Source organism: Cupriavidus sp. FW305-46 (assembly GCF_058787075.1).
In genome coordinates this window covers 60,534-83,589 of the sequence record NZ_JBYSZI010000029.1, presented here as the reverse complement: position 1 = coordinate 83,589, position 23,056 = coordinate 60,534, and the positions used below count along the sequence as shown (strand labels likewise).

Annotated in this window: 13 protein-coding genes and 1 pseudogene; 10 read left to right on the top strand and 4 right to left on the bottom strand. The window is 66.6% G+C overall.

Annotation, left to right across the window (positions count from 1 at the left end; genetic code table 11):
• Positions 1 to 45 precede the first annotated feature (45 nt).
• From AC3WON_RS16015 to AC3WON_RS15995, 5 genes are all read left to right on the top strand, one after another.
• Positions 46 to 6,102, top strand: a complete 6,057-nt coding sequence (locus AC3WON_RS16015; RefSeq protein ID WP_492352232.1) for a tandem-95 repeat protein — start codon at positions 46 to 48, stop codon at positions 6,100 to 6,102.
• Positions 6,103 to 6,270: 168 nt separating this feature from the next.
• Positions 6,271 to 8,466 (top strand): peptidase domain-containing ABC transporter, encoded by a 2,196-nt coding sequence (locus AC3WON_RS16010; RefSeq protein WP_492352231.1) that lies wholly within the window; start codon positions 6,271 to 6,273, stop codon positions 8,464 to 8,466.
• The gene (locus tag AC3WON_RS16005) at positions 8,459 to 9,796 is read left to right on the top strand and encodes an HlyD family type I secretion periplasmic adaptor subunit (RefSeq protein WP_492352230.1); all 1,338 of its coding nucleotides are present in this window, start codon (positions 8,459 to 8,461) and stop codon (positions 9,794 to 9,796) included. The genes AC3WON_RS16010 and AC3WON_RS16005 overlap by 8 nt, the downstream gene beginning before the upstream one ends.
• Positions 9,797 to 9,804: 8 nt before the next feature.
• Complete coding sequence (locus tag AC3WON_RS16000) at positions 9,805 to 11,223, top strand: TolC family outer membrane protein (RefSeq protein WP_492352229.1); 1,419 nt, start codon at positions 9,805 to 9,807, stop codon at positions 11,221 to 11,223.
• Positions 11,220 to 11,675: a toxin-activating lysine-acyltransferase gene (locus AC3WON_RS15995; RefSeq protein WP_492352228.1), complete on the top strand. Its 456-nt coding sequence runs from the start codon at positions 11,220 to 11,222 to the stop codon at positions 11,673 to 11,675. Before AC3WON_RS16000 ends, AC3WON_RS15995 begins: the two co-directional genes overlap by 4 nt.
• A 34-nt stretch (positions 11,676 to 11,709) precedes the next feature.
• Here the strand turns inward: AC3WON_RS15995 and AC3WON_RS15990 are convergent, their stop codons facing one another.
• Both AC3WON_RS15990 and AC3WON_RS15985 read right to left on the bottom strand, forming a co-directional pair.
• Positions 11,710 to 12,699, bottom strand: a complete 990-nt coding sequence (locus AC3WON_RS15990) for a Bug family tripartite tricarboxylate transporter substrate binding protein (RefSeq protein ID WP_492352227.1) — start codon at positions 12,697 to 12,699, stop codon at positions 11,710 to 11,712.
• Between the two features lie 80 nt (positions 12,700 to 12,779).
• A complete protein-coding gene (locus tag AC3WON_RS15985) occupies positions 12,780 to 14,234 on the bottom strand; it encodes an amidase (protein WP_492352226.1) in 1,455 nt (484 codons plus the stop codon).
• Positions 14,235 to 14,351: 117 nt separating this feature from the next.
• On the opposite strand from AC3WON_RS15985, the gene AC3WON_RS15980 reads away from it, so the two are divergent.
• Positions 14,352 to 15,278, top strand: coding sequence for a LysR substrate-binding domain-containing protein (locus tag AC3WON_RS15980; protein WP_492352225.1), 927 nt, complete (start codon positions 14,352 to 14,354; stop codon positions 15,276 to 15,278).
• 36 nt (positions 15,279 to 15,314) lie between these two features.
• On the opposite strand, the gene AC3WON_RS15975 is transcribed toward AC3WON_RS15980, so the two are convergent.
• Entirely contained in the window at positions 15,315 to 16,250 is a 936-nt protein-coding gene (locus AC3WON_RS15975) for a BON domain-containing protein (RefSeq protein WP_492318366.1), read from the bottom strand.
• Positions 16,251 to 16,547: 297 nt separating this feature from the next.
• Positions 16,548 to 17,168 carry an OB-fold protein gene (locus AC3WON_RS15970; RefSeq protein ID WP_492352224.1) on the bottom strand — a complete coding sequence of 207 codons (621 nt, stop codon included), beginning with the start codon at positions 17,166 to 17,168 and terminating at the stop codon, positions 16,548 to 16,550.
• Positions 17,169 to 17,576: 408 nt separating this feature from the next.
• Here AC3WON_RS15970 and AC3WON_RS15965 point away from each other — a divergent pair, with 408 nt between their 5' ends.
• The 4 genes and pseudogenes from AC3WON_RS15965 (at position 17,577) to AC3WON_RS15950 (ending at position 23,041) form a co-directional block, all read left to right on the top strand.
• Positions 17,577 to 18,251 carry a response regulator gene (locus AC3WON_RS15965; protein ID WP_492318368.1) on the top strand — a complete coding sequence of 225 codons (675 nt, stop codon included), beginning with the start codon at positions 17,577 to 17,579 and terminating at the stop codon, positions 18,249 to 18,251.
• A 9-nt stretch (positions 18,252 to 18,260) separates the two neighbouring features.
• Positions 18,261 to 20,147 carry a sensor histidine kinase gene (locus AC3WON_RS15960; RefSeq protein WP_492318369.1) on the top strand — a complete coding sequence of 629 codons (1,887 nt, stop codon included), beginning with the start codon at positions 18,261 to 18,263 and terminating at the stop codon, positions 20,145 to 20,147.
• A 44-nt stretch (positions 20,148 to 20,191) separates the two neighbouring features.
• Positions 20,192 to 20,786, top strand: a pseudogene (locus AC3WON_RS15955) (LysR family transcriptional regulator).
• A 305-nt stretch (positions 20,787 to 21,091) separates the two neighbouring features.
• Positions 21,092 to 23,041, top strand: a complete 1,950-nt coding sequence (locus AC3WON_RS15950; protein WP_492318370.1) for a methyl-accepting chemotaxis protein — start codon at positions 21,092 to 21,094, stop codon at positions 23,039 to 23,041.
• The last annotated feature ends 15 nt before the right edge of the window (positions 23,042 to 23,056 follow it).

The following is a 23,056-nucleotide window of genomic DNA, read 5'->3' as shown; positions in this document are numbered from 1 at the left end:
GCCAATGGTCAAGTCGCGGTAGACGCTCTAGGCAGTATTCAGAGCATGCTGTCCCTGATCCAGGCAATCGAATCCGGCGACACGAAGGCGATTGTGGCCGCCAGCGCAGCGATGCTGATCAATCTGGATCGCCTCGGTAGCGGCAAACTCTTGCCAGATGGCGTCGGCGTCGGACTGAACGCCCTCGCTGCCGGCCTGAACCTGTTCAACGCCATCCAAGACGGCAACGGACTGGGCATCGCTGCTGCCGGTGCCAACCTCGGCAGCCAGGCGGCAGCCATTTACGCCAACGCGCTCAAGGAACAAGGAATTGTTGCATTCCAGGCCGAGTCGGCATCCGCGGGCAGTCTGCTGGACAGCGCTGCAACGACGGGGCAAATTGCTGGTGGGCTGGCGTTGGTCGCAAGCATTGTCACGCTGGTAATGGCCATCGAGGATGGCAATGAGTATCAGGTTGCCGGGGCGGCCCTGAGTACCATCGCTGCGGGCATGGCGGTGGCAGGCTATACGTCCTATTGCCCACCTGTTGCCTTCGCGGCTATCGCCGTGACAATGATCGGCTCAATGCTGTCCGCAAAGGATCTTCCGACGCTAGAAGGTGAAGCCACCGCTGTGTGGAATCCGGACGGCAGCATTCACGTGCTCAAGACCACCGATGCCGAGGATGGCGGCGCGACGCCTGCCAACATCCTGCAAAGCCTGGTCGATGCCCTGCAGGTGTCGCTTGCCCAGCTGGTGGATGCCAACGGCAACCCACTTTACGCCATCATTCCACAGCGCCTGCCGACCATCGGCTATATCTTCGATCCTGATGGGGCGCGCCTGAACGACAATGGCGGTCAGTTGTATCTCAAGTGGATCGACGACAACGGCCAGGAGCAGAGACGCTACTATGACGGCGCCGGTTTGCGCTATGACACCAGCCAGGCGACCATTGCGCAGCAGTTCATGCAGCAGGCGTTCGCTGCCATTGCCCCGGCATGGGAAGCGGAATCGGTGCTTGCCCACATGCGCGAATCTGGCGTCGTCACCGCTCCTGTGACCGGCAGCATTGAAGAGAACCGGTCCCGAGTTGGCCAGCAACTGCACAGCTCGGACTGGCGTGAGGCAAAGGCCGACGCAGGCATGCCTGAGACAGACGCTGACGGCATCCACCAGCATTTTACTGCGCTGACGGTCGACGAGAAGCCGGCACTGCCTGCAGGTGTGAACCCTGGCCGCATCGGCAAGAACGTCGATCTGGATGGCTACATCGAGCAGACGGACTGGGTGAACGCCAACCAGGGCATCCTCTCCATCGATGTGAACGGCGATGGCGGGATCGGGCAGAACGAGATCCTGACCAACGACCTGGATGCCTCCGCCGCCCATGCCCGCAACAGCCTGCAATGGCTCGACGTCAACCACGACGGCAAGCTGGACGCCTCCGACCCGGCCTTTGCCGCCCTGGGCATCTGGCTGGACGTTAACCGCAACGGCCAGACCGATCAGGGCGAGTTCGCATCATTCCTCGACCGGGGTATCGCCAGCCTGGACTTCACCAGCGCGCCACCAGTCCTGCGTGCCGCCGATGGAAGTGTCATGACGGTCACCGAGCACCACCTGACGGCGGACGTGCGTGGCGACGCCTATCAGGCGGCTTTTGTGGACACGGACGGCGATGGCCGGCTTGACGCCTTTGCCGGCATGCTGCACGCGAAGGAAGGCGGCGAGACGATCCTGAATGCCGTCGTCACCCATGATTGCACGGGCGAAGCTGGCCATACCCATGGTGGCGTAGCCTTGGAAAACGCCAGCGCTGAGATGCAAGTTGCCGAAGGCGACAGTCGCATCAGAACTGCCAGCGACAAGCAGCACGAGCAGACGCTTGCGGAAGACGCGATCGTCGCTGGCGATGACCGCGTGGCCGATGGCGAGGGCACGACCCCGGTCGGGCAGACTGCCACCCGTGTCGAGCGAGATGACAGCCGCCTGAGCTCGAAGGACGACCCGAATCCCGTCAGGCCTGCGCAGCGTACCGATACGGTGCGCCTGGCCGATGGCCGTGTTACCAGCGCTCCACCAGCTAGCCCAACTGACGCCTTCGCTGCCATCCGCGATCAGTGGATCAAGACTAGCGACAGCCTGCTTGCGGGCACCGGTGCGCTGCTGGGTGTCGCGGCGGGTGCAGTGGCCGGCGTTGCCAACGCGGCAGAAGGTGGCGGACAGCCCGATGCGCCAGCCCCCACTATCGATACATCCGGCAACAACACCATCAGCCGCCTGCCGTCAGAACTTGCAACGACGGCTGATTCGCCGGGCCAGCCGCAACCGACTGTGGCTCAGCCGCCCTTTGTAGAGGCGACAGTCAACGCCTTGCCAGCGGCGATGCGCCCACTTGGCAGCGAGGCAACGCTCGGGTCGCCGGTCGAAGTCACTTTGGATCTGATCGGATCAGTGCCGGCGGCTGGTGTCAATTACGATGCCGCAAGTGACGATACGATCCTGATCACAACGCCCGACCGCGTGGCAACCGGGCCGAACGGCGAGGATATCCAGATCATCGCGCCGGACGTAGCCGATGAGCAGGTCGCAGGCATCGAGGACACTCGCTATGCCATCGATGCGGCAGTGCTGCTGGCCAACGATACCTCGCGCAACGTCCTGACCCAGCCACTGCGCCTGATCAACGTCTACGGCGGCGAGAATGGCACGGTGACCCTGACACTGCTGCCCGACGGCAGCCAGCGCATTGTGTTCACCCCTGACCCCGACTATTGGGGGCCGGCGCGTTTCCGCTACACCGTCGAGGATGAGTATGGCCTGCAGGCGACCGGCCGCGTCTATCTGGACATTGCGCCGGTCAATGACGCGCCGGTCACCGCTGGCGAAACGGCTGCTATCGATGAGGATACCGGCGTGCTGTTCACCTCGGCGCAACTGCTTGCCAACGATTTCGATGTGGATACGCCCACCATCGGCGACGTGCTGAGCATCCTGCGTGTTTCGGACGCCACGCACGGCCTTGTGGCCCTCGATGGCCACGGCAACGTGCGGTTCCTGCCCGACCAGGATTATTTCGGGCCGGCCAGCTTTGTCTACTGGGTGTCGGATGGTCACGGTGGACTGACGCCCGCCACGGTCAATCTCGACATCCGCCCCGTCAATGACGCGCCGGTGGTGGCGGGTGAAACAGTCGCCACCGACGAGGACACCGTACTGCTGATCGAGCAGGCGACGCTGCTGGCCAACGACTGGGACGTGGATAACCCCCGCTCAGACCTGACCGTGTTCTCGGTGCGCAACGGCCAGCACGGCACGGTCGAGCTGACCCCCGAAGGCCAGATCCGCTTCATGCCTGAGCAGGACTTCTTTGGGATCGCGACCTTCTTCTACACCGTCCACGACGGCGCGGGCGGCTATACGGAGGCGATGGCCACAGTCGATCTGGCGCCGGTCAATGACGCGCCGATCGTGACTGGCGAGGACTTCCGTGGCAATGAGGATGAGGTAGCGACCTTCACTGCGGCCAGCTTGCTTGCCAACGACCGGGATGTGGACGATGCACAAGCCACTCTTACGCTGGTAGCGGTCGGCAACGCCCAGCACGGCGAAGTGCGTCTGAACGCCGACGGAACCGTCAACTTCATCCCGGACGCGGACTACTTTGGCGCCGCAAGCTTTGAGTACACCGTGTCGGACCCGCTCGGCGCCATCACCACCGGGCGGGTGGACATTGACTTGGCCCCCGTCAATGACGCTCCGCGGCTGCGCGACGATGTGATTGCGAGCAACGAGGACACCGCGCTGACGATTGACGCTGCCGCACTGATTGCCAATGATGCGGATGTGGACAACCCGCCCGAGGCGCTTTCTATCACCCGCGTCAACGGCGCCACGCACGGTACCGTGTCGCTGAACCCGGATGGGACCATCCGTTTCGTACCCGATCCAAATTTCTTTGGCGATGCCAGTTTCACGTATGAAGTGAGCGACGGTGTTGGAGGCGTCTCGACCGCCATGGCGACTATTCATGTGGCTCCAGTCAACGATGCGCCGATCGCCAACGACAATATCGTGGACGGACGCCGGGGGGTGGCCATCACGCTGACCGCGGCGGCGCTGCTGGCGGACGACTTCGACATCGACAACCCGCACGGCGCTCTGCGCATTGTGGGCGTGTCCGGTGCCGAGCACGGCACTGTGCGACTGAATGCGGACGGCTCGGTGACCTTCCTGCCGGAGCCTGGCTTTGGCGGCTACCCGGGTGCGCAAGGCCACTTCACCTATACCATCTCCGATGGCGTTGGCGGCTTTGCCACGGCGACCACGACCATCAACCTGGAGAAGATCAACACGACGCCGGTGGCGGTTGATGACGGTTTCTCGGGCTACGAGAACACGCCGTTCGTCATCAATACGGCGCAGTTCCTGGCCAATGACGCGGATCCGGACGGCGACGCGATCACGGTCACCCAGGTTGCCAATGCGCAGCACGGTACGGTCGAGATTCAGGCCGACGGCCAGGTCCGGTTCACGCCTGACCGCGACTTCTATGGGCAAGCGTCCTTTCAGTACCTGGTGTCCGATCCCTACGGAGGGCAGACCTGGGCCACGGCCTTCCTGCATGTTGAGCATGTGAACAAGGCGCCGATCATCGAGGCCGTCGAGTATGGTCGCGCCATCTTTGGATATTACGACGGCCCCCCTGTCGTGGTGGGCAAGGCTGGTCCGGGTGCAGGTGCCGGCTCCGCCGGGCAGTACATATACAGTGATGGCCCTGTCTTCCAGCCAGTCTATGACGAAGCACTGGCCTTGTCGCTGGCCTTGCAAGGCCGGCTGTTTGATGCTGGCCGGCAGCCTTATGCACCATCGCATTATCAGAATGGCATGCTCAGGCCACTGGCACTAGACCAGATGGATGGCGACGGCTTTGTAGCGATGGGAGCGAATTATGACTCAGATCGCGTTCTTGTCCCCGGTAACGATCCCCGAAGAGAAATGGGCCGGGTCATTGCCTACGATCCGGACGGCGATACAGCGGCCATTGTCATATCGATTGTTCAAGCGCCCCAACACGGTTACGCCTACGCCAACACCTATCGGGAAACCGAACATGGCTTTGACCACGTAGGTGAGCTAGTCAGCCGCTATGCCAACTGGCAGTACGAGAGCCATGCGGGAGACCCTTACACCGGTGCTGACCCCTTCACCATCCGCATTACCGATGCACAAGGGGCATCCATGGACGTGGTGATCAACGCTACCCACAAGGGCACCAACGCTAGCGGGGGCTACACGCCTCTCGTGATGGACCTGAATGGCAATGGCGTGGAGTTGCTCGCGGCGGATCAATCCAACGTCAAGGCAGACGTGAATCACGACGGCCAGGCCGAACAGATCGGATGGGCCGCCGCGACCGATGGCGTAATAGGGTTCGATGCCGACGGTGATGGCAAGGTCACCGTGGAAGAGACGCGCCTGACCAATTTCGCACCCGGCACGCAGACTGACCTTGAGGCGCTGGCCACCTTCGACACCAATGGCGACGGCAGGATCAGCAAGGAAGACGCTGCCTGGAGCCAGTTCAAGGTGGTGCAGGACGTCAATGCCAATGGTGAGTTCAGCGAGGCCGAGCACAAGACGCTGGATGAGGCTGGCATCGCCTCCATCGCACTCCAGCGTCAGGGGGAGGCCCACCTCGATCATGGCAACGTTGTGTTTGGCACGGTGGAGGTCACGCACACCGATGGCAGCAAGAGCGAGGCTGCCGACGTGATGTTTGCCGGCAAGGACGTGCCGCTGCCCGGCTTCGCCCTGTACCTGGAAGAGGTCCAGCAGGGAATTGCGCCGAACGAGCCGATCGATGCTGCCTTTGCCGCCGATGCCGTGGCACAACTGCTCGCCACCGCCGAGACACCGTCTTCAGCTTGTCCCTATCCGCCGCACAGCGCGGAAGCCGTGCAATGGAGTTGCCTCCAGTGGAACAAGCTGCTGACGACGGCCGATGGGTCCCAGGCCCCCGGCGGCTTTGTCCCACCGCGCGAGGACACCCTTGCCGAAATGATGGATCGCGCCGCACAGGCCAGCGCGGTGGACTTGGGCATGGGCCAACCATCATGACCTTGATATTCGACATATAAAGGCTCGCAGTCACTGAGCCTGGAAGTAAGAAAAAAACTATCCCGCGGGGGAGAAACGCGCCACCCGCCGGGAACGCTTGATTTTTTGATGGGATAGAACGATGAATGCATTGCTTTGGGCTGTGATGGCCCTGGCATGGGGGCGGCCATGAGCTCGAAGCCAACCCTGCCCAATCTTGGCATGCTTGCCGTATTCGCACGCCTGCATGAGGTCAAGGCCGATCCGGAGGGCCTCGCGCGCCGCTGGGACGTGCGTGAAGACTTTGACGCCAGCCGGCTGTTGTGGGGCCTGGACGACCTTGGCTTCGACGCCAGGTTGGTCGAGGGCGGCGTGGACAAGCTGCGCCGCGCAGCACTACCTGCGCTGGCCCTGACCCGCAGCGGCCGGGTTGTGCTGCTCGGCAAGGTGGATGCCGATGCCCTCCACGTGCAGCGGGACCCGGACCAGCCGCCGCAGGCAGTGCCCGCGGCGGCCTTCGCGGGCGAGTTCGCCAATACCTGGATCGAAGCCAGCCGCAGCGTGGCATCCCTGACCGATGGCACGGCCAATGCCGGTGTCTCGGCGTTCGGCTTTGGCTGGTTCTGGCAGGCCATCAAGAAATACAAGGCCGAACTCACGCAAGTGTTGCTGGCCTCGTTCGTCGTGCAGATTTTTGCACTGGTGACGCCGCTTGCCTTTCAGGTCGTGATCGACAAGGTGCTGACCCACCGCTCGCAGGCGACGCTGGTCGTGATGCTGGTGGCGCTGGCTGGCGTGGCGCTGTTCGAGGCGATGCTGACTGGCTTGCGCCAGTACCTGCTCTCCCATACGACCAATCGCGTCGATGTCGAACTGGGCGCGCGCCTGTTCCGGCACCTGATGCGCCTGCCGATGTCTTACTTCAACTCGCGCCGCGCCGGTGACGTGATCGCGTCGATGCGCGAACTGGAGACGGCGCGCAACTTCCTGACCGGGCAGGCGCTGACCGCCTGGCTGGACCTGTTCTTCGCGATGGTGTTCCTGGCGGTCATGTTCTACTACAGCCCGCTCCTGACCATCATCGTGATCTGCTTCCTGCCGATCTTCCTTGGCGCGTCGTATGTCATCAGCCCGATGCTGCGCAAGCAGCTGGAAGACAAGTTCGCGCTGGGCGCCGACAACCAGGCGTTCCTGGTGGAGACCATCGGCGCGATGGAGACCCTGAAGGGTCAGGCGGTTGAAGCCAGCTGGCAGCGCCGCTGGGAAAGCCGGCTGGTGCGCTACGCGGTGGCCGCATTCGAATCGGGCCATACCGGCAACTGGACCAACCAGGTCATCAATCTGACCAGCAAGGTATTGACCGTGGTGCTGCTGGGCGTCGGTGCCATGCAGGTGATCGACGGCAACCTCACCGTGGGCGGGTTGATCGCTTTCAACATGCTGTCGGGCCGGGTCAATGCACCGATCATCAAGCTCTCGTCGCTGTGGCAGGAGTTCCAGCAGATGCGCGTGGCGGCCAAGCGCCTGGGCGGCATCATGGACACGCCGACCGAGGCGGGCCAGTTCTCGGACCAGACCCAACGGGCAGCGATTCAGGGCTTTGTCCGCTTCGACCGCGTCAGCTTTGCCTATCAGGCCGACGGCGCTGAAGTGCTGTCGGATGTCTCGTTCTCTGTTCCCGCTGGGGAAGTCGTGGGCGTCGTTGGCGTGTCTGGTGCCGGAAAGACGACACTGATTCGCCAGTTGCAGCGCCTCTACTCACCCACTGGTGGCAGGATCACGATTGACGGAATCGACCTGGCGACAGTGGACACGGCCTGGCTGCGTAGCCAGGTAGGCGTGGTGTCGCAGGATGTCGCGCTGATGAACATGTCGGTGCGCGACAACATCGCCATCTCCGATCCGGGCCTGTCGCTTGAGGCCGTGATGGCAGCTGCCGAGTTGGCCGGAGCGCACGGTTTCATCAACGCCTTGCCCCAAGGCTACGACACCGTGATCGGTGAGCGCGGCAGCCTGCTGTCGGGCGGCCAGCGAGCCCGTATCGCCATCGCGCGGGCGCTTGCAACCAACCCGCGCCTGCTGTTGCTCGATGAGGCCACCGCCAGCCTGGACTACGAGTCCGAGCGGGTCATCCACGACAACCTGGAGAAGATCTGCGCGGGCCGCACCGTCTTCATCGTCGCACACCGCCTCTCCACGCTGCGCCTGGCCGACCGCATCCTGGTGCTCGATGGCGGGCAGCTTGTCGAGCAAGGCCATCACACTGAACTGATCACTGGTGCGGGCAAGTATCGCGCTTTGTTCGAGGCGTCGCGTGTGCTGGAAACCCTCACTATCAAGCACAAGGCCCCGGTACAACCGTTGCCGGGAGCCGCCCATGTCTGAACCGATGAAGCCTGACCAACAAGCGGCAGCCGATGCTTTTGCTACTGCCGCCATGGGCATCGCCAACCGCCGTCCGGCGCGCATGGCACGGATCGTCGCTGGCAGTATCTGCGGCATGGCCGTCCTTGCACTGGTCTACGCCACGATGGCGAAAATGGACGTGGTGGTCTCCGCGCAGGGCAAGGTGATTCCGTCGGGCAAGTCCAAGGTGGTGCAGCCGCTCGAAGCCGGCATCGTGCGCGAGATCCATGTGCGCGACGGTGAGAAGGTCAAGGCTGGCGCCGTCCTGGTCGAACTCGACCCGACCACCACTGCAGCAGACCGTGACCGGCTGCAGCGCGACCAATGGGAGGCCGTAGCCGGGGTGCAGCGGCTGACAGCGCTTCTCGACGGCAAGCCAGCCATGCCGGCCGTCGAAGGCTTGCCTGCGGATATTGCCCGGACGCAGCAAGCGCTGCTCACCAGCGCGCTGGCCGAGCAACGCGCCAGGCTGGCGGCGCTCGACGCCGAGATCGCCCGCAAGCGTGCCGACCGGGACGGGGCCGCCGCCAGCCTGGAGCAGATCCGTGCCAGCCTGCCGCTTGTCACGAGGAAGAACGACATGCGCGAGGAACTGGTCAAGACCGGGCATATCGCCGAGACCGGCCTGATCGAGACGCGGCTGGAGCTGATCAACCTCAGGAAGGATCTGGCGTTGCAGACCAACCGGCTGGCCGAGGCCGGCGCGGGCCTGAACGCCGCACAGCAACAGCGCGCGCAGGCGGTGGCCGAGTTCAGTGCGCGGCATGCGGCGGAACTGGCCGAGGAAAGCCGCAAGGCTGCCACGGCCGAGCTGGAACTGGTCAAGGCCACGCAGCGGCGTGACCTGCAGACCCTGCGCGCACCGATCGACGGCATCGTCCAGCAACTGGCGGTGACCACCGTTGGCGGCGTGGTGACCCAGGCGCAGCCGGTGGCGATCGTGGTGCCCGAGAACACTGCGCTGGAAGTGGATGCTCAGGTGCAGAACAAGGACATCGGCTACGTGAAGCCCGGCCAGCGCGTCATAACCAAGGTGGAGACCTTTGACTTCACCCGCTTCGGCTACATCGAGGGCGAAGTGCAGTGGGTGGGTACCGACGCCATCAATGATCAGAAGCTGGGCCCTATTTATCCAGTGCGCATCAAGCTCGACACGATGGCCACGCCGAACTCGGTCAATGGGCGCAGGGGCGCGCTTACCCCCGGGATGAGCGTGACCGCCGATATCCGCGTGGACGAGCGCCGCATGATTTCCTACTTCCTGTCGCCGCTGATGCGCTACAAGGATGAAGCCTTGCGGGAGCGGTGATGGCACGCATGCATGTTTTGAGCAGCGCTGCTGTGGCTGCGCTGGCCGCGGTCGGCGCGCTTGTCCCGAGCCAGGCCAGCGCCATCGACCTGCTGTCGGTCTACCGCATGGCACAGGGGAGCGACCCCACCTTCGAGGCATCACGCTACGCGCTGGAGGCCGGACGCGAGAAGCTGCCACAGGCTCGCGCCGGCGTGCTGCCCTCGATCAACCTGAATGGCAACGGCAATCGCCAGGACGGGCAATCGAGCTTCGCGGGCAGTCCGTTCACGGACCGCAGCGTGAATAGCTGGGCGTGGAACTTGCAGCTGTCGCAGCCGGTGGTGCGTGTCGCCAACTGGATCGGCGTGGCACAAGCGGGTGCACAGGTCGAGCAGGCCGAGGCACAGTTCGCGCAGGCCGAGAGCGACCTGATCCTGCGCACCTCGCAGGCCTACTTCGATCTGCTGACCGCGCGCGACAGCGTGACAGTTGCCCGGGCGCAATTGCGGGCCGTGGAGCAGCAGCGCGTGCTCGCCCAGCGCCGCTACGACGTGGGCGAGGCCACCATTACTGATGTGTATGAGTCGCAGTCCCGCCACGACCTGGGGCGCTCGCAGCTGGTGCAGGCGCTCAACGACCAGGAAGCGAAGCAGGCGGAACTCGAACGGCTGGTCGGGCCATTGCCCGAGCCTGTAGCGGGCCTGAAGGCTGACGTGACCCTGCCGGGTCCCGAGCCGAAGGATGTCAATGCCTGGATGGGTCATGCGCGGGAGAACAACCCGGTAGTGCGCACGCAGTTGGCAGCGGTCGAAGTTGCCGAGAAAGAGCTGTCCCGGAACCGCGCGGCGCACTTGCCGACGCTGGATTTCACGGCTGGCTATGGCAACAACTACACCTCGGGTTCGATGACCTCGCCCGCGGACATCGAGAACCGGGTCAAGTCCGGCACCATCGGGCTGCAGCTGACAATCCCGATCTACCAGGGCGGCGCCGTCAACTCGCGCGTGACCGAGGCGATCGCCAATCGATACAAGTCGCGCGCAGAGCTGGAAGCGGCGCGGCGCCAGGCGGCGACGCAGGCACGGCAAGCTTACGGTGGTGTGACGAGCGGCCTGTCCCAGGTCGAGGCGCTGACTTCCGCGGTCACGTCGAGCCTGGATTCGGTCAACGCGAACAAGATCGGCTACCGGATCGGCACGCGCGTGAACATCGACGTGCTCAATGCCGAACAACAACTCTTTGCGGCGCAGCGTGATCTCGCGAAGGCACGCTACGACACTATCCTGCAAGGCATGCGGCTGAAGGCGGCGGCGGGCACTCTGACTGAGGTGGATGTGCAGAGCGTGAATGCGCTGCTGACCAATAACGCACAGCAGGAAACGCCGGCAGTGCCCGCCATGCCCGCTGCTGCCAGCATGAAACAATCCAGGACGAGTATCCAATGACTATCCCGACCGACAACGAACAGCTGATGAAGTTTGCTGCCGAGCAAGCGCAGCGCGTCATCAAGAAGATCCCGCTGCTGGGGCCGGTGTCGTGGCTGATGATGAACAACCCAACCACGCGCCACAATTTCTTCGCTGACCTGGAATGGCGCGTGATGCCGCCGCTGATCCTGGAGCAGGCCAAGCTGTATATGCGGGGCGAAATGCCCACGGCCTTCGTGACCTGGGCCTATCTCTCCGACGCTGTGGTCGAGCGGTTTGCCAAGCCGCCATACCAATTGGCGCCCGGAGATTGGAAGTCGGGCGACAAGGCGTTCCTGATCGACGTGTTCGCCCCCTACGGCGGGGCCAAGGACGTGCTGGCTGATCTGAGGGCGACGGTATTCAAGGGCAAGGTGCTACATCAACTAGCACCGGAGGGCGAGCGAACGATGCGCGTGCTGGAGGAGTAAGCCGCAGCGGGCCGGTGGCCCGCCTACCGCGTCACTATTCCGCCCGAATATCCGCCCGCGCCGCCACCGCCCGCATCTCCGGCAATTCCTTCTCCACCCGCGCCTTCACCGCCGCGCCATTGCCATAAGCCGGCGTCAGCGCCAGTTCGACCATGCGTGCCTTGGTAGCCGGCGCGTTGGCGACGTCGGCCAGGGCCTTCTCCAGTTTCTGCTGTACTGGCGCGGGCAGGCCCGCGGGTGCCAGCAGCGCGAACCACGTGCCCATCTGGAAGCCGGGATACCCGCTCTCCGCGACAGTCGGCACTTGCGGCAACGCCGGCAGTCGCTGCGGCGACAGCACCGCCACCGGCCGGATCTTGCCGCCCTTGATCAGCGGCAGGGTCGCCACGACGGTATCGACGGCGACCTGCACCTGGCCGCCGGCCAGCGCGGTCAGGCTGGGGGCGCTGCCGTTGAAGGGGACGTGGACCATGCGGATGCCGGTGGCGGACTTGAGCATCTCCGCGCCGAAATGCACCGAGGAGCCGGCGCCGAACGAGCCGTAGGAGAACTTGTCGGGGTGGGCCTTGGCCTGCGTCACCAGATCCTTGAGCGAGGTGATCTGCGTGTCCGGATTGGCTACCAGCACCAGGCTCATGTCGGCGACCAGGCCCAGCGGGGTGAAGCTCTTGATGGGGTCGTAGCCCAGATGCTGGCGGATCGCGGGGTTCAGCGTCAGCGTGGTGCTGGCCGCCAGCAGCAGCGTGTAGCCGTCGGGCGCGGCCTTGGATACCTGGGTGGCGCCGATCACGGTGCTGGCGCCGGGCTTGTTCTCGACCACCACCGGCTGGCCGAGCTTTTCGCCGAGGCCGACTGCCAGCAGGCGGCCCAGCACGTCAGTGGCGCCGCCTGCGGCGAAGGGCACCACCAGCCGGATCGGGCGGTCCGGCCAGGATTGGGCCTGCGCGGCGGCGGGCGTTGCGGACAGCACCGCGGTCAGGGCGGCGGCGCAGGCGAGAAACGGCTTCTGGGGCATTGCGGTCATCGTTGGCACTCCTGCCGGCAGTTGTAGGAATAGAAGGCAATCGGAAGCAATACGAAGCGGGGCCGGGACCAGCCGAAGGCTCAATCGAGCCAGGGGCTGCGCACGCGCGAGAAGCCGCCGCCCTGGTCATAGGCATGGCCGAGCTGCAGCACCGCGGCGTCGGCCTGCGCCGGGCCGATGATCTGGATGCCGGCCGGCAGGCCCTGGGGGCCGAAGCCGGCGGGTGCGGCCAGGGCGGGCAGCCCGGCCATGGTGGCCGGCACCACGACCTGCATCCAGCGGTGGTAGGTGTCCATGTCGCGGCCGTCGATGGCGTGCGGCCAGTCCCAGTCGGCATCGAACGGAAACACCTGCGCGGCCGGCAGCACCAGGTAGTCGAAGCGCTCGAACAGCGAGCGCAGTGCCTGGTACCACGCGCTGCGCTCGCACAGGGCTTCGTACACGCGCGTGCCCGGCAGGGCCAGGCCGCGCTCGATCTCCCATGCGGCCTCAGGCTTGAGCAGCGCGCGCTTGGCCGGGTCGTGGTACAGCGCCGCGTTGGCGCCAGCCACCGAGAAGCTGCGCAGGTCGATCCACGCGTGCCACAGTCGCTCCAGGTCGAACTCGGGCAGCGCGGTGTCGACGGTGCAGCCGAGCGTGCGCAGGTGCGCGAGCGCCTGTTCGCAGGTATCGAGCACGCCGGCTTCGGTCGGCAGGTGGCCGCCCAGGTTGCCCAGCCAGCCGATGCGCACGCCGGCCCAGTCGCGTTCGGGCGGCAGCGTGAAGGTGCCGGGCGCCTCGGTGCGGTGCGTCAGCGGCAGGCGCGCATCGAAGCCGGCCTGCACCGACAGCAGCAGGGCCAGGTCCGGCACGTTGCGCGCCATCGGGCCGGCCACGCTGAACTGCTGGAAGAAGACCTCGTCGCCCGGGCCGTGCGGCACGCAGCCGACCGAGGTGCGCAGGCCATACACGTGGTTGAACGCCGCGGGCGTGCGCAGCGACCCCATCATGTCAGAGCCATCCGCCACCGGCAGCATGTGCAGTGCCACGGCCACCGCGGCGCCGCCGCTGCTGCCGCCGGCGGAGCGCGCCGGGTCGAGGGCGTTGCGGGTGGTGCCGTAGACCGGATTGTAGGTATGGCCGCCCAGGCCAAACTCCGGCGAGTTGGTGCGCCCGACGAAGACCGCGCCGCCGGCGCGCATGCGCTCGAAGATCACGGCGTCGGACTCGCTGACCTGCCCGGCGAAGATCGGCGAGCCCTTGGTGGTGACCATGCCCGCGGCCGGGCTGATGTCCTTGGGCGCCTGCGGGAAGCCGTGCAGCGGACCGCGGCTGGCGCCGCGTGCCAGTTCGGCGTCGAGCCCGGCGGCCTGCGCGCGCAAGGTGTCGCGCTCCACCGGCGCCACGATGGCATTGACGCGCGGGTTATGGCGGTCGATCTGGCCAAGGAAGGCATCGAGCACTTCCACGCACGAGACCTCGCGCGCATGGATGGCGCGCGACAGGGCGACGGCATCGAGTTCGGTGATGGGATTGGGGGTCTGGGTGGGCGCCATGGCTCGGGTGTCTCCTGTGGTGTCGGGAAAAAGCATACGGGCGATGCATGGTTTCCCGCAATCGATGATTTTTTCAAATATCCTTGCGTAAAACGCAAACCAGCCCCGGAGCCGCCCATGCTGTCGCATCGCCTGCAGGAAACCTCGCTGCGCTATTTCCTGGAGGTGATACGCAGCGGCTCGCTGACCGAGGCGGCGCAGCGGCTGAATGTCACCGTGTCGGCCGTGAGCCGCCAGGTCGCCGCGCTCGAAGCGTTGCTCGGCGTGCCGCTGTTCGACCGCCGGCCGCGTGGCATGGTGGCGAGCGCCGCCGGGGAGTTGCTGGCAGCCTATGCCCTGCGCGGCGCGCTGGAAGCCGATCGGGTGGTGTCAGAGATTGCCGCGCTGCAGGGCCTGCGCCGGGGCCGGGTGCGGGTGGCCAGCTCGGCGGGGTTTGCGATCGAGTTCCTGCCGCGCATCATTGCCGAATTCCGCCAGCGCTATCCGGGCCTGCAGTTTCATGTGCGCGTGGCGCCGCCGGCGGAGGTCACCGGCATCGTGCTGCATGGCGAGGCGGACATTGGCATCACCTACAGCCGCGCCGCGGAGCAGGGCATCCGCGTGGAGCACCGGCAGCCCGCGCCGGTGATCGCCATCATGCGGCCGGACCATCCGCTGGCGCGCTTTCGCAGCGTCACGCTGGCCCAGATGCAGCCTTATCCCCTGGCGCTGCCGGAGGGCGACAACACCGTGCGCCAGCTGTTCGACATCGCTTGCGGCGAACGCGGGGTGGTGTTCGAGCCGGTGCTGGTGACCAACCACTTCGAGACCCTGACCAGCTTCGTGCTGCATGGTGGCGGGCTGTCGATCTCCGGCGCCGTCACCGTGGGCGACAGGTTGCGCCGCGGTGAACTGCATGCCGCCTCGATCCGGGAGCGCGGCATGCGCAGCCGCGCGGTCGAGCTGCAGACGCTGGCCGGCCGCACATTGCCTGAGGGTGTACGTGCGTTCCTGGGGTTTATCCGCGAACGGCTGGCGGCAGAGGTTGGCGTGGCGGGCGCCTAGGCCGTTCTCGGCCTGGAGCGCCCGCCACCGTTGGCGTTATCCGCGCCAGGTGCTGCCGGTCACATCGCTGGTGCTGCGGGCTTCGGGGGCCTCGCGGCGCACGCGGATGTCGTTGTTGACTTCCTTGACGCCGTAGGTGCCGTCGGCCAGGTCTTCGATATAGAACTTCTGGCCGCGGTCGCGCACGGTGCCGGTCAGTGACACCACGCCTTCGCTGACGTCGACGCTGACGTCGCTGACGTCAACGCCGCGCGCGTAGCTGAGCTGCTCGCAGATCTGGTCGCGGATGCGCTCGTCGCTGCGCTGGTAGCCGCGCGGGCCGGTGCGGCGTTCGGAGCTGCCGAACCAGTCGCCCACGGCTTCGCCGATGCGGCGGCCCAGGTTGTAGAGCACGCCATGCGAGCCTTCGCGCTCGTCATCGGGGCTGTCGGTTTCCCAGCCGCGGCGCTGCGCATATTCCCGGTAGCCCGGGCTGTGGCGCCGGATTTCATAGCGCTGCTTCTCTTCCCAGTCCTCGTGCGGGTCGACCCAGTAGCGGGTGTCGCTGCGCAGGTCGCTGAAGTGGGTGTCATGGCCGCGCGTGCGCGGCGATTCACGCGGATCCCGTGCGCGTTCGGCGCTGCGGCGCCACTGGCGCTCGGCGTTGTCGTCGTCGCGTTGCCACGCCTGCGGGTCGCGCCATTCGCTGGCACGCTCCCAGCCATAGCCGCCGTTCAGGCCGTAGCGCAGGTTGCTGCCGTAACGCTCGCTGGACGGGTGTTCCGGGTACCTGCGGGCGCCGTACACTTCGTTGAAATCCCGGTCCGGGCGGGCAGGGTCGCCGTAGCTGGTCTGGCCCGGGGCCATTTGCTGGCGCCGACGCCGCGCTTGCCAGCGCTCCTGTTCGGATTCAGGTTGCCAGTCATCGTCCTGCCATGCCTGGCGGCGTTGGCGCGCGTTGCGCGCATTGCGCTCATCGTAGTAGTAGCCCATGCTGTTTTCCTGACAGTGTGCGTGTGGCGCCATGTGCGGGCGCACATGCCGTGCGCGAACCGCTGGCGGGTAATCAGGAAGGGGCAAGATTCGTACCGTGTGGAGGGGTGCCCCGCGGACGGGGGTTTGCGGCACTTTGGCGTGCACTACCGTGCAACGGTTTCAGAGCTTGTAAGGGATGCAGGGCCGGACGGGCGTGCCGTGCCGCAGGATCCACATGATGTGGGCAGGGGGACGCCAAACGCATAGCCTGGGGCGAGGCGGCCATTCCGCCGCCCGTCGCCGCCTTTGGCTGGTTTACTTCGTGCTGCTGGTCTTGGTCGACTTTGTCGATTTGGTCGACTTGGTGGTCGTGGCTGCCTTGGCGGGAGCGGCTGCGCTGCCGGCAGCTGCCGTGGTATTGGCCGCTGGTTCGATCTTCGACTTGCTGAACGCGAAATAGCATTCGGTATTGCTGCTGTTGGCCATTTCCGAATCGCGCGTGGCCAGCACGCCGGTGACGTTGACCTTGTCCCCGGTCTGCAGGTTGCTGATCTTCTTCTGGTTGACCATCAGCGCGTCGCGCATCAGCGCCTTGCCGGTGCACTGCGGATTGACCGAGTCCTTGAAGTAGACGGCGATGGTGTCGTCCGACTTGCGCAGGCCATCCACCTTGGTGATGCGGGACACCGTACCCGATACCAGGATTGCCTGCGAATCCCACTTCTTCTTCGCGGTGATTTCGTTCTTCTTCCAGTCCGACCAGATATCGCCCAGCGAAGCCGGCTTCGGATCCGCCAGCATGCGGAAGTCGCCGCTCAGCACGTCGCCGGTGCCGTCGAGCACGCCGCTGATGGAGGACATCGCGCCGTCCATCGATTCACACCCCGCCAGCAACCCGGCCAGCGCCAGCCCTACCACCAGTTTTCCCGTCTTCATTTCTTTTTTTCTCCAGGTCCGCCAGCACCCTCGGCTGACGCCGGGGCATTGTATTCGTACAGCCTGCAAAATCCAACAGAACTGGCAAAAACGCTCTATTTCCAGAAAAAATGGGGGTGGTATCCCCCGAACGGGGCTATCCGGCCACGGGCTCAGGAGCCGGCCGGTTCGGCGCCTCCCCAGAATATGGGATGGGCAACGGCGCGCGGCCATGCGATGAGTCAGGGGCGGCTGACAAGCGCGGCGGCGTTTACCCTGAAGAGAGCCGCCCGGCCGTCCCATGCGCGGGCGGATATGTCAGAATCCGCCGTCGTACGCGGCACAGCATGCGGCAGGACGGGCAGCAAGACTGGCCGGACAACCAGCAGCACAGCGGGCGGCACAACGGCACGGCTCGGGAACACAGGCATGGCAAGCACAACAAGAGTCCTGATCGTCGAGGACGATCCCGCGGCACTGAGCCGGCTGGTGCAGGCCGTCGAGATGCATGCGCCGGCCACCGTGGTGGCAGGCTGCACCGCCAGCGCGGCGGAAGCGCTGGCCTGGCTGGCGCAGCACCAGCCCGACGTGCTGCTGTGCGACCTCGGCCTGCCGGACGGCAGCGGCATTGACGTGATCCGCGCCGCGCGCGAGCGCTATCCCGCCTGCGACTGCATGGTGGTCACGGTGTTCGGCGACGACCAGCACGTGCTGGCCAGCATCGAGGCGGGCGCCATCGGCTACCTGCTCAAGGACGAAACCACGGACCGCATCGCCGCCTCCATCGGCGAACTGCGCGCGGGTGGATCGCCGATGAGCCCGCTGATCGCGCGGCAGGTGGTGAACCGGCTGCGCGGCGCGCCGGCCGAGGCGGTTGCGCGCGATGCCGCGGCCACCGGCGCGGTGGTGCTGTCGGTGCGCGAGAACGAGATCCTGGACCTGATCTCGCGCGGCTATACCTATGCCGAGACTGCCCGCTACCTGGGTCTGAGCGTGCATACCGTGCAATCGCACATCAAGAACATATACGGCAAGCTGGCGGTGCGCTCGCGCGGCGAGGCCGTGTTCGAGGCGGCCAAGCTGGGCCTGCTCAAGTCCTTGTGACCCCACCCCATGCTGCATCGGCCGCGCCACCTCCGGACCGTGCTTGCCGTGCTGCTGGCATGGGCCTGCCTGATGCTGCCCGGCATGGCGGCAGCCGCGGGCACGATGGAACTGGCCGCGGCCACGCGCTCGGCCACGCTGACCGACGGCACGGCGCTGCCGGCGCTCCCGCTGACGCTGCCTGACTACTGGGATCGGGAGCAGCCGGGCAAGTCCGGCACGCTGGTCTACGAACTGCGCTTTGACCGCAACTGGCCCGCGGCTGACCCCGGGGGGCTGTTCGTGCCATGGGCCGGCGGCAGCTACGAGGTGCGCCTCAATGGCGTGCTGATCGCCGCCGGGGGGCGCCTGGACGCCCCCTCGTCGGCGCTGGCCAAGCGCCCCTACTACGCGGCCGTGCCGCCCGAACTGGCGCGCGCGCACGGCAATCTGCTGCGCATCACCGTGGCGGCGCGCGCCTACGCGCGCTCGGGCCTGCTGCCGGTGACGGTGGGCCCGGCCGCTGAAGTGCGCGCGCAGTTCGACCAGGCCTTCCGCCTGCGCGTGGTCGGCCCGCTGATTGCGGCGGTGCTCAGTGTCGTGCTGGGCGGCCTCGCGCTGCTGATCTGGTGGCGCCAGCGCGATCCGCTGTTCGGCCTGTACGGGCTGGCCGAGGTCGCCTGGAGCGTGCGCCTGCTCGACTACTTTGTCGATGACCTGGCGATTCCCGCGGAGTTGCGCAGCTATGTCGTCGCCGCCGCGCGCGAGGTATTCCTGGGCGCCATCGCCAGGTTCTGCCTGCTGGTGATCCGCGTGCCGTGGCGCTGGCTGCATCGCACCCTCAACGCCTACCTGTGGCTGGCGCTGCCGGTGATCGCGCCGCTGGCCGCCATGTCAAGCCACCCGATGGTCTTTCCGCTGAGCTGGCTGGTCAAGGTGGGCATCATCCTGACCGTGGCCGGCGCGATGGTATGGGGCGCATTGCGCCGGCCCAGCCGCGAGGCAACGCTGCTGGCCGCCACCGTGGGCGTGTCGGCGGTGCTGTTCCTGGCGGACTGGATCAAGGTCTGGCTGACCGGCGACTACTACTGGGTCCATTCCATGACCCGCTATGTGTCGGTGCCGTTCAGCGTGGTGATGGCGTGGATGCTGGTGGAGCGCTACACCAGCGCGGTGCAGAGCCTGCAGGACGCCAACCAGGTGCTGACCGAGCGCGTCGCGCAGCGCGAGGCGCAGCTGCGCGCGGCCTTCGCGCGCACGCAGAAGATCGCCGCGGAGGAGACCGCGCTGCGCGAGCGCGGCCGCATCCTGCGCGACATGCACGATGGCCTGGGCAGCCAGCTTGTCACCACGATCTCGATGCTGGAATCCGGCAAGGCCAGCTCGCCGGAAATCGCCGTGCAGGTCCGGCACGCCCTGGATTCGCTGAAGCTTTCCATCGACGCCATGCAGGACACCGGCGGCGACCTGGCGGCGGTGCTGGGCAACCTGCGCTACCGCCTGGGTCCGCGCATCGCCGATGGCGGCCTCGATATCCACTGGGAGGTCGAGCGCCTGCCCGCGCTGGCGCATTTCACCGCGCGCAAGGTGCAGGAGCTGCAATACCTGCTGCTCGAAGGCATCACCAACGTGCTGCAGCACGCGCGGGCAACGGCCCTTACCGTGACCGCCCACGCGGACATGGACGCACAGGTGATCCGGATCACGCTGGCCGACAACGGCCGCGGCTTCGACACCGGGGCCACGCGCGGCGGGCGCGGGCTGCGCAATATGCACGTGCGCGCGGCGGCCATCGGCGGCCGGTTGCAGATCCGGTCGGCGCCGGGCAGTACGGCACTGACGGTGGAGGTTCCGCTGGCGCCGGGAGACGGCGAGGAGGCCGGCACGGACGGCGAGGGGCTCGCGCCCGTCGCGTAGAGGGCCGGGCGGCGTGGCCCTCAGCGCGCGCCACGCAGACCTTTGTGCGCATCGTCGAGGCCGGCAGCCTGTCGATCGCGGCAGCGCAGCTGCAGACGACCCAGCGCACCGTCAGCCGGCGCCTGCAGACGCTGGAGCGGCTGCTCGGCGTGCGCCTGCTGCAGCGCTCCACGCATGCGATGAAGCTGACCGAGGACGGCGAGCGCTGCTATGAGCGTGCCAAGGAACTGGTGGCCGACTGGACCATGTTCGAGGCCGACGTGCGCGGGGTCGGGCATGCGCCGGCAGGCACGCTGCGGCACGCAGTCGCAGGCGCGCCACGGCATCGCATTCCAGCCGCGCATGAGCACGGACAGCCTCTACGCGCTGCATTCGGCGACCCGGCTGGGGCTGGGCGTTGCCGTCGGCTCGGCCTGGATCTTTGCCGACGACATTGCCAGCGGCAGGCTGCTGCACCTGCTGCCGCAGTGGCAGGCCGATCCCTTGCCGATCTACCTGGTCTACCCCCATGCGCGCTTCTATCCGGCGAAGCTCAGGTTGTTTGTCGAAGCCATGCGGCAAGCCATTCCCACGCCGGGTATGGTCGCGAGCCCGGGTCCGCGCCGGCGCGAGCGTGGCGAGCGGACCCGTTGTGCATGAGCGTGCTCAGGGAGGCTCGGAAGACGCGCGGACCATGCCGCACATGGCAATGGCGGACCGGCTGGTGACCGGTCAAGGGCGCAAGGCCGGAATGGCCGCCGTTATCCCCTGCCCGATACCCCACACGTCTTCGGTGCACGCGGGTAGGCAGCGGTGCCGACACTGCCCGTAACCCGTGCCTTCTGCCCCACTTCAGCGCGTTTTCTGCACTGGATTTGCGCATTATCAAGACCTTCGCAATCCGTGCTTCAGGCCTGCAAATCAAGGCCGATAGGAGGAAAACCAAGCCAAGTTCCGCGACCGCCATGACTCCCATTTTCCTTCCCGCCGAGCGCCTGATGGCGCGCCTGAATATCAACCGCAAGCTCGCGCTCATAGCCGTGCTGTTCCTGGTGCCGCTATGCGGCGCCATGTACGTGGTGCTGAGCGATGCGGCGCGATTGATCCGCACCACCGGCGATGAAGCGCGGGGGCTCGCCGTGGTCGGGCATGCGCTCGACTTCATGCGCGAGACCCAGGTCCGGCGCGGCGCTGCCAATGCGGTGTTGTCGGGCAATACAGCCTTTCGTGCCACCTTCGATGCGGCCGACAACAAGGCCGCGGCCGGCCTGGCGGGGCTGACGCGCAGCATCGCGGAAAATCCTGCCTTCGAACTGGCAGCGGGGGCGCGCAAGCTGGAGCAGGACTGGCAGCATCTGCGCGGGCTGGGCCTGGACACCACGGCCGGGCCGCTGTTCGAGCGCCACAGCGCGCTGGTGCGGCAGACGCAGGTGTTTATCGGCGACTTGGCCGAGCGCTCGCAACTCGCACTGGACAGTGAAGCGGGCTCGTACTACCTGATCAACCTGCTGGTGGGACCGATGCCGCGCCTGGCTGAGCTGAGCGCGCTGGCGCGCGGCCGCGGGGCCGGCATCATCGCTCAGGGCGGCTATGCCGATGCCGCGCAGCAGGCGGGCCTGGGCGCGCTCGCCGAGCAGATCCACGACGGGCTGGAAACGGTGCGGCGCGACATCGCGCGCGTCGGGAACGCGGCACCGGCGTACCGGCCGCGCATCGACGCCGCGCTGGCGCGGCTCGCCGCGATGGACAACTTCCATCGCACGCTCAAGGTCCGGATGCTGGGCGCGACCGGCATCGACATCGATGCCAGGACATATTTCGACGAGGCCACCGCGGCCATCGAAGGCGTGGCTGCCGCCAACAAGGCGTTTGCCGAGGTCGCGGGCGCCATGCTGGCACAGCGTGTCGCGGTGCAGGAAAGGCAGTTCGTGTTGCTGGCGGGCATTGCGCTGGTGACCGTGGCCGCCGCGTTCTACCTGTTCATCGGCTTCAGCCGCGGCATGCGCGGCGACGTGCGGCAGGTCGCTGAGATGGTCGAGCGCATCAACGCGGGTGACCTGACCCTGCGCATCGCGGTGCGCGGGCGCGACGAACTGAGCGAGATCAAGCGGCACCTGCTGTCGCTGGTGGACAGCTGGCGCGCGCTGATCGGCGACACCAAGGCCGGCGCGCACAACGTGCTGGCGGCGGCGGGCGATATCGCGCAGGGCAATATCGACCTGTCGCAGCGCACCGAGGAGCAGGCCTCGTCGCTGGAGCAGACCGCGGCCAGCATGGAGCAGCTGACGGCCACCGTGCAGCAGAACGCCAGCAATGCCGGCCAGGCCAGCGAGCTGGCGCGCGAGGCGTCTGACGTGGCGCGCGCCGGCGGCGACGCGGTCGGGCGGATGCAGCAGACCATGCAGGAGATCGAGGCCGATTCGCGGCGCATCGTCGACATCATCGCGGTGATCGACGGCATCGCCTTCCAGACCAATATCCTGGCGCTGAACGCGGCGGTGGAGGCCGCGCGCGCGGGCGAGGCCGGCCGCGGCTTCGCGGTGGTGGCGACCGAAGTGCGCGGGCTGGCGCAGCGCGCCGGCAGCTCGGCCAAGGAGATCCGCACGCTGATCTCGCAATCGGCGCAGCGCGTGGCGTCGGGCAACACGCTGGCGCTGGACGTTGCCGCGACCATGGAGAACACCGTTGCCGCCATCGGCCGCGTGACAGCGATGATGGATGAGATCAGCCATGCGTCGCGCGAGCAGAGCAGCGGCATCGCCCAGGTCAACCAGGCGGTGACGCAGATGGACCAGGTCACGCAGCAGAACGCCGCGCTGGTGGAGGAGGCCGCCGCGGCGGCGCAGTCGCTGCAGGAGCAGGCGCTGCATATGCAGCGGGCGGTGGCGGTATTCCGGACCGAAGCGCAAGCCTAGTCCGCCTCGCGGTGC

What these genes read in the sequence shown, in the direction of transcription:
- AC3WON_RS16015 (WP_492352232.1), top strand. Translation starts at nt 46, where the DNA reads ATGCTGTCCCTGATCCAGGCAATCGAATCCGGCGACACGAAGGCGATT.
- AC3WON_RS16010 (WP_492352231.1), top strand. Translation starts at nt 6,271, where the DNA reads ATGAGCTCGAAGCCAACCCTGCCCAATCTTGGCATGCTTGCCGTATTC.
- AC3WON_RS16005 (WP_492352230.1), top strand. Translation starts at nt 8,459, where the DNA reads ATGTCTGAACCGATGAAGCCTGACCAACAAGCGGCAGCCGATGCTTTT.
- AC3WON_RS16000 (WP_492352229.1), top strand. Translation starts at nt 9,805, where the DNA reads ATGCATGTTTTGAGCAGCGCTGCTGTGGCTGCGCTGGCCGCGGTCGGC.
- AC3WON_RS15995 (WP_492352228.1), top strand. Translation starts at nt 11,220, where the DNA reads ATGACTATCCCGACCGACAACGAACAGCTGATGAAGTTTGCTGCCGAG.
- AC3WON_RS15990 (WP_492352227.1), bottom strand. Translation starts at nt 12,699, where the DNA reads ATGACCGCAATGCCCCAGAAGCCGTTTCTCGCCTGCGCCGCCGCCCTG.
- AC3WON_RS15985 (WP_492352226.1), bottom strand. Translation starts at nt 14,234, where the DNA reads ATGGCGCCCACCCAGACCCCCAATCCCATCACCGAACTCGATGCCGTC.
- AC3WON_RS15980 (WP_492352225.1), top strand. Translation starts at nt 14,352, where the DNA reads ATGCTGTCGCATCGCCTGCAGGAAACCTCGCTGCGCTATTTCCTGGAG.
- AC3WON_RS15975 (WP_492318366.1), bottom strand. Translation starts at nt 16,250, where the DNA reads ATGGGCTACTACTACGATGAGCGCAATGCGCGCAACGCGCGCCAACGC.
- AC3WON_RS15970 (WP_492352224.1), bottom strand. Translation starts at nt 17,168, where the DNA reads ATGAAGACGGGAAAACTGGTGGTAGGGCTGGCGCTGGCCGGGTTGCTG.
- AC3WON_RS15965 (WP_492318368.1), top strand. Translation starts at nt 17,577, where the DNA reads ATGGCAAGCACAACAAGAGTCCTGATCGTCGAGGACGATCCCGCGGCA.
- AC3WON_RS15960 (WP_492318369.1), top strand. Translation starts at nt 18,261, where the DNA reads ATGCTGCATCGGCCGCGCCACCTCCGGACCGTGCTTGCCGTGCTGCTG.
- AC3WON_RS15950 (WP_492318370.1), top strand. Translation starts at nt 21,092, where the DNA reads ATGACTCCCATTTTCCTTCCCGCCGAGCGCCTGATGGCGCGCCTGAAT.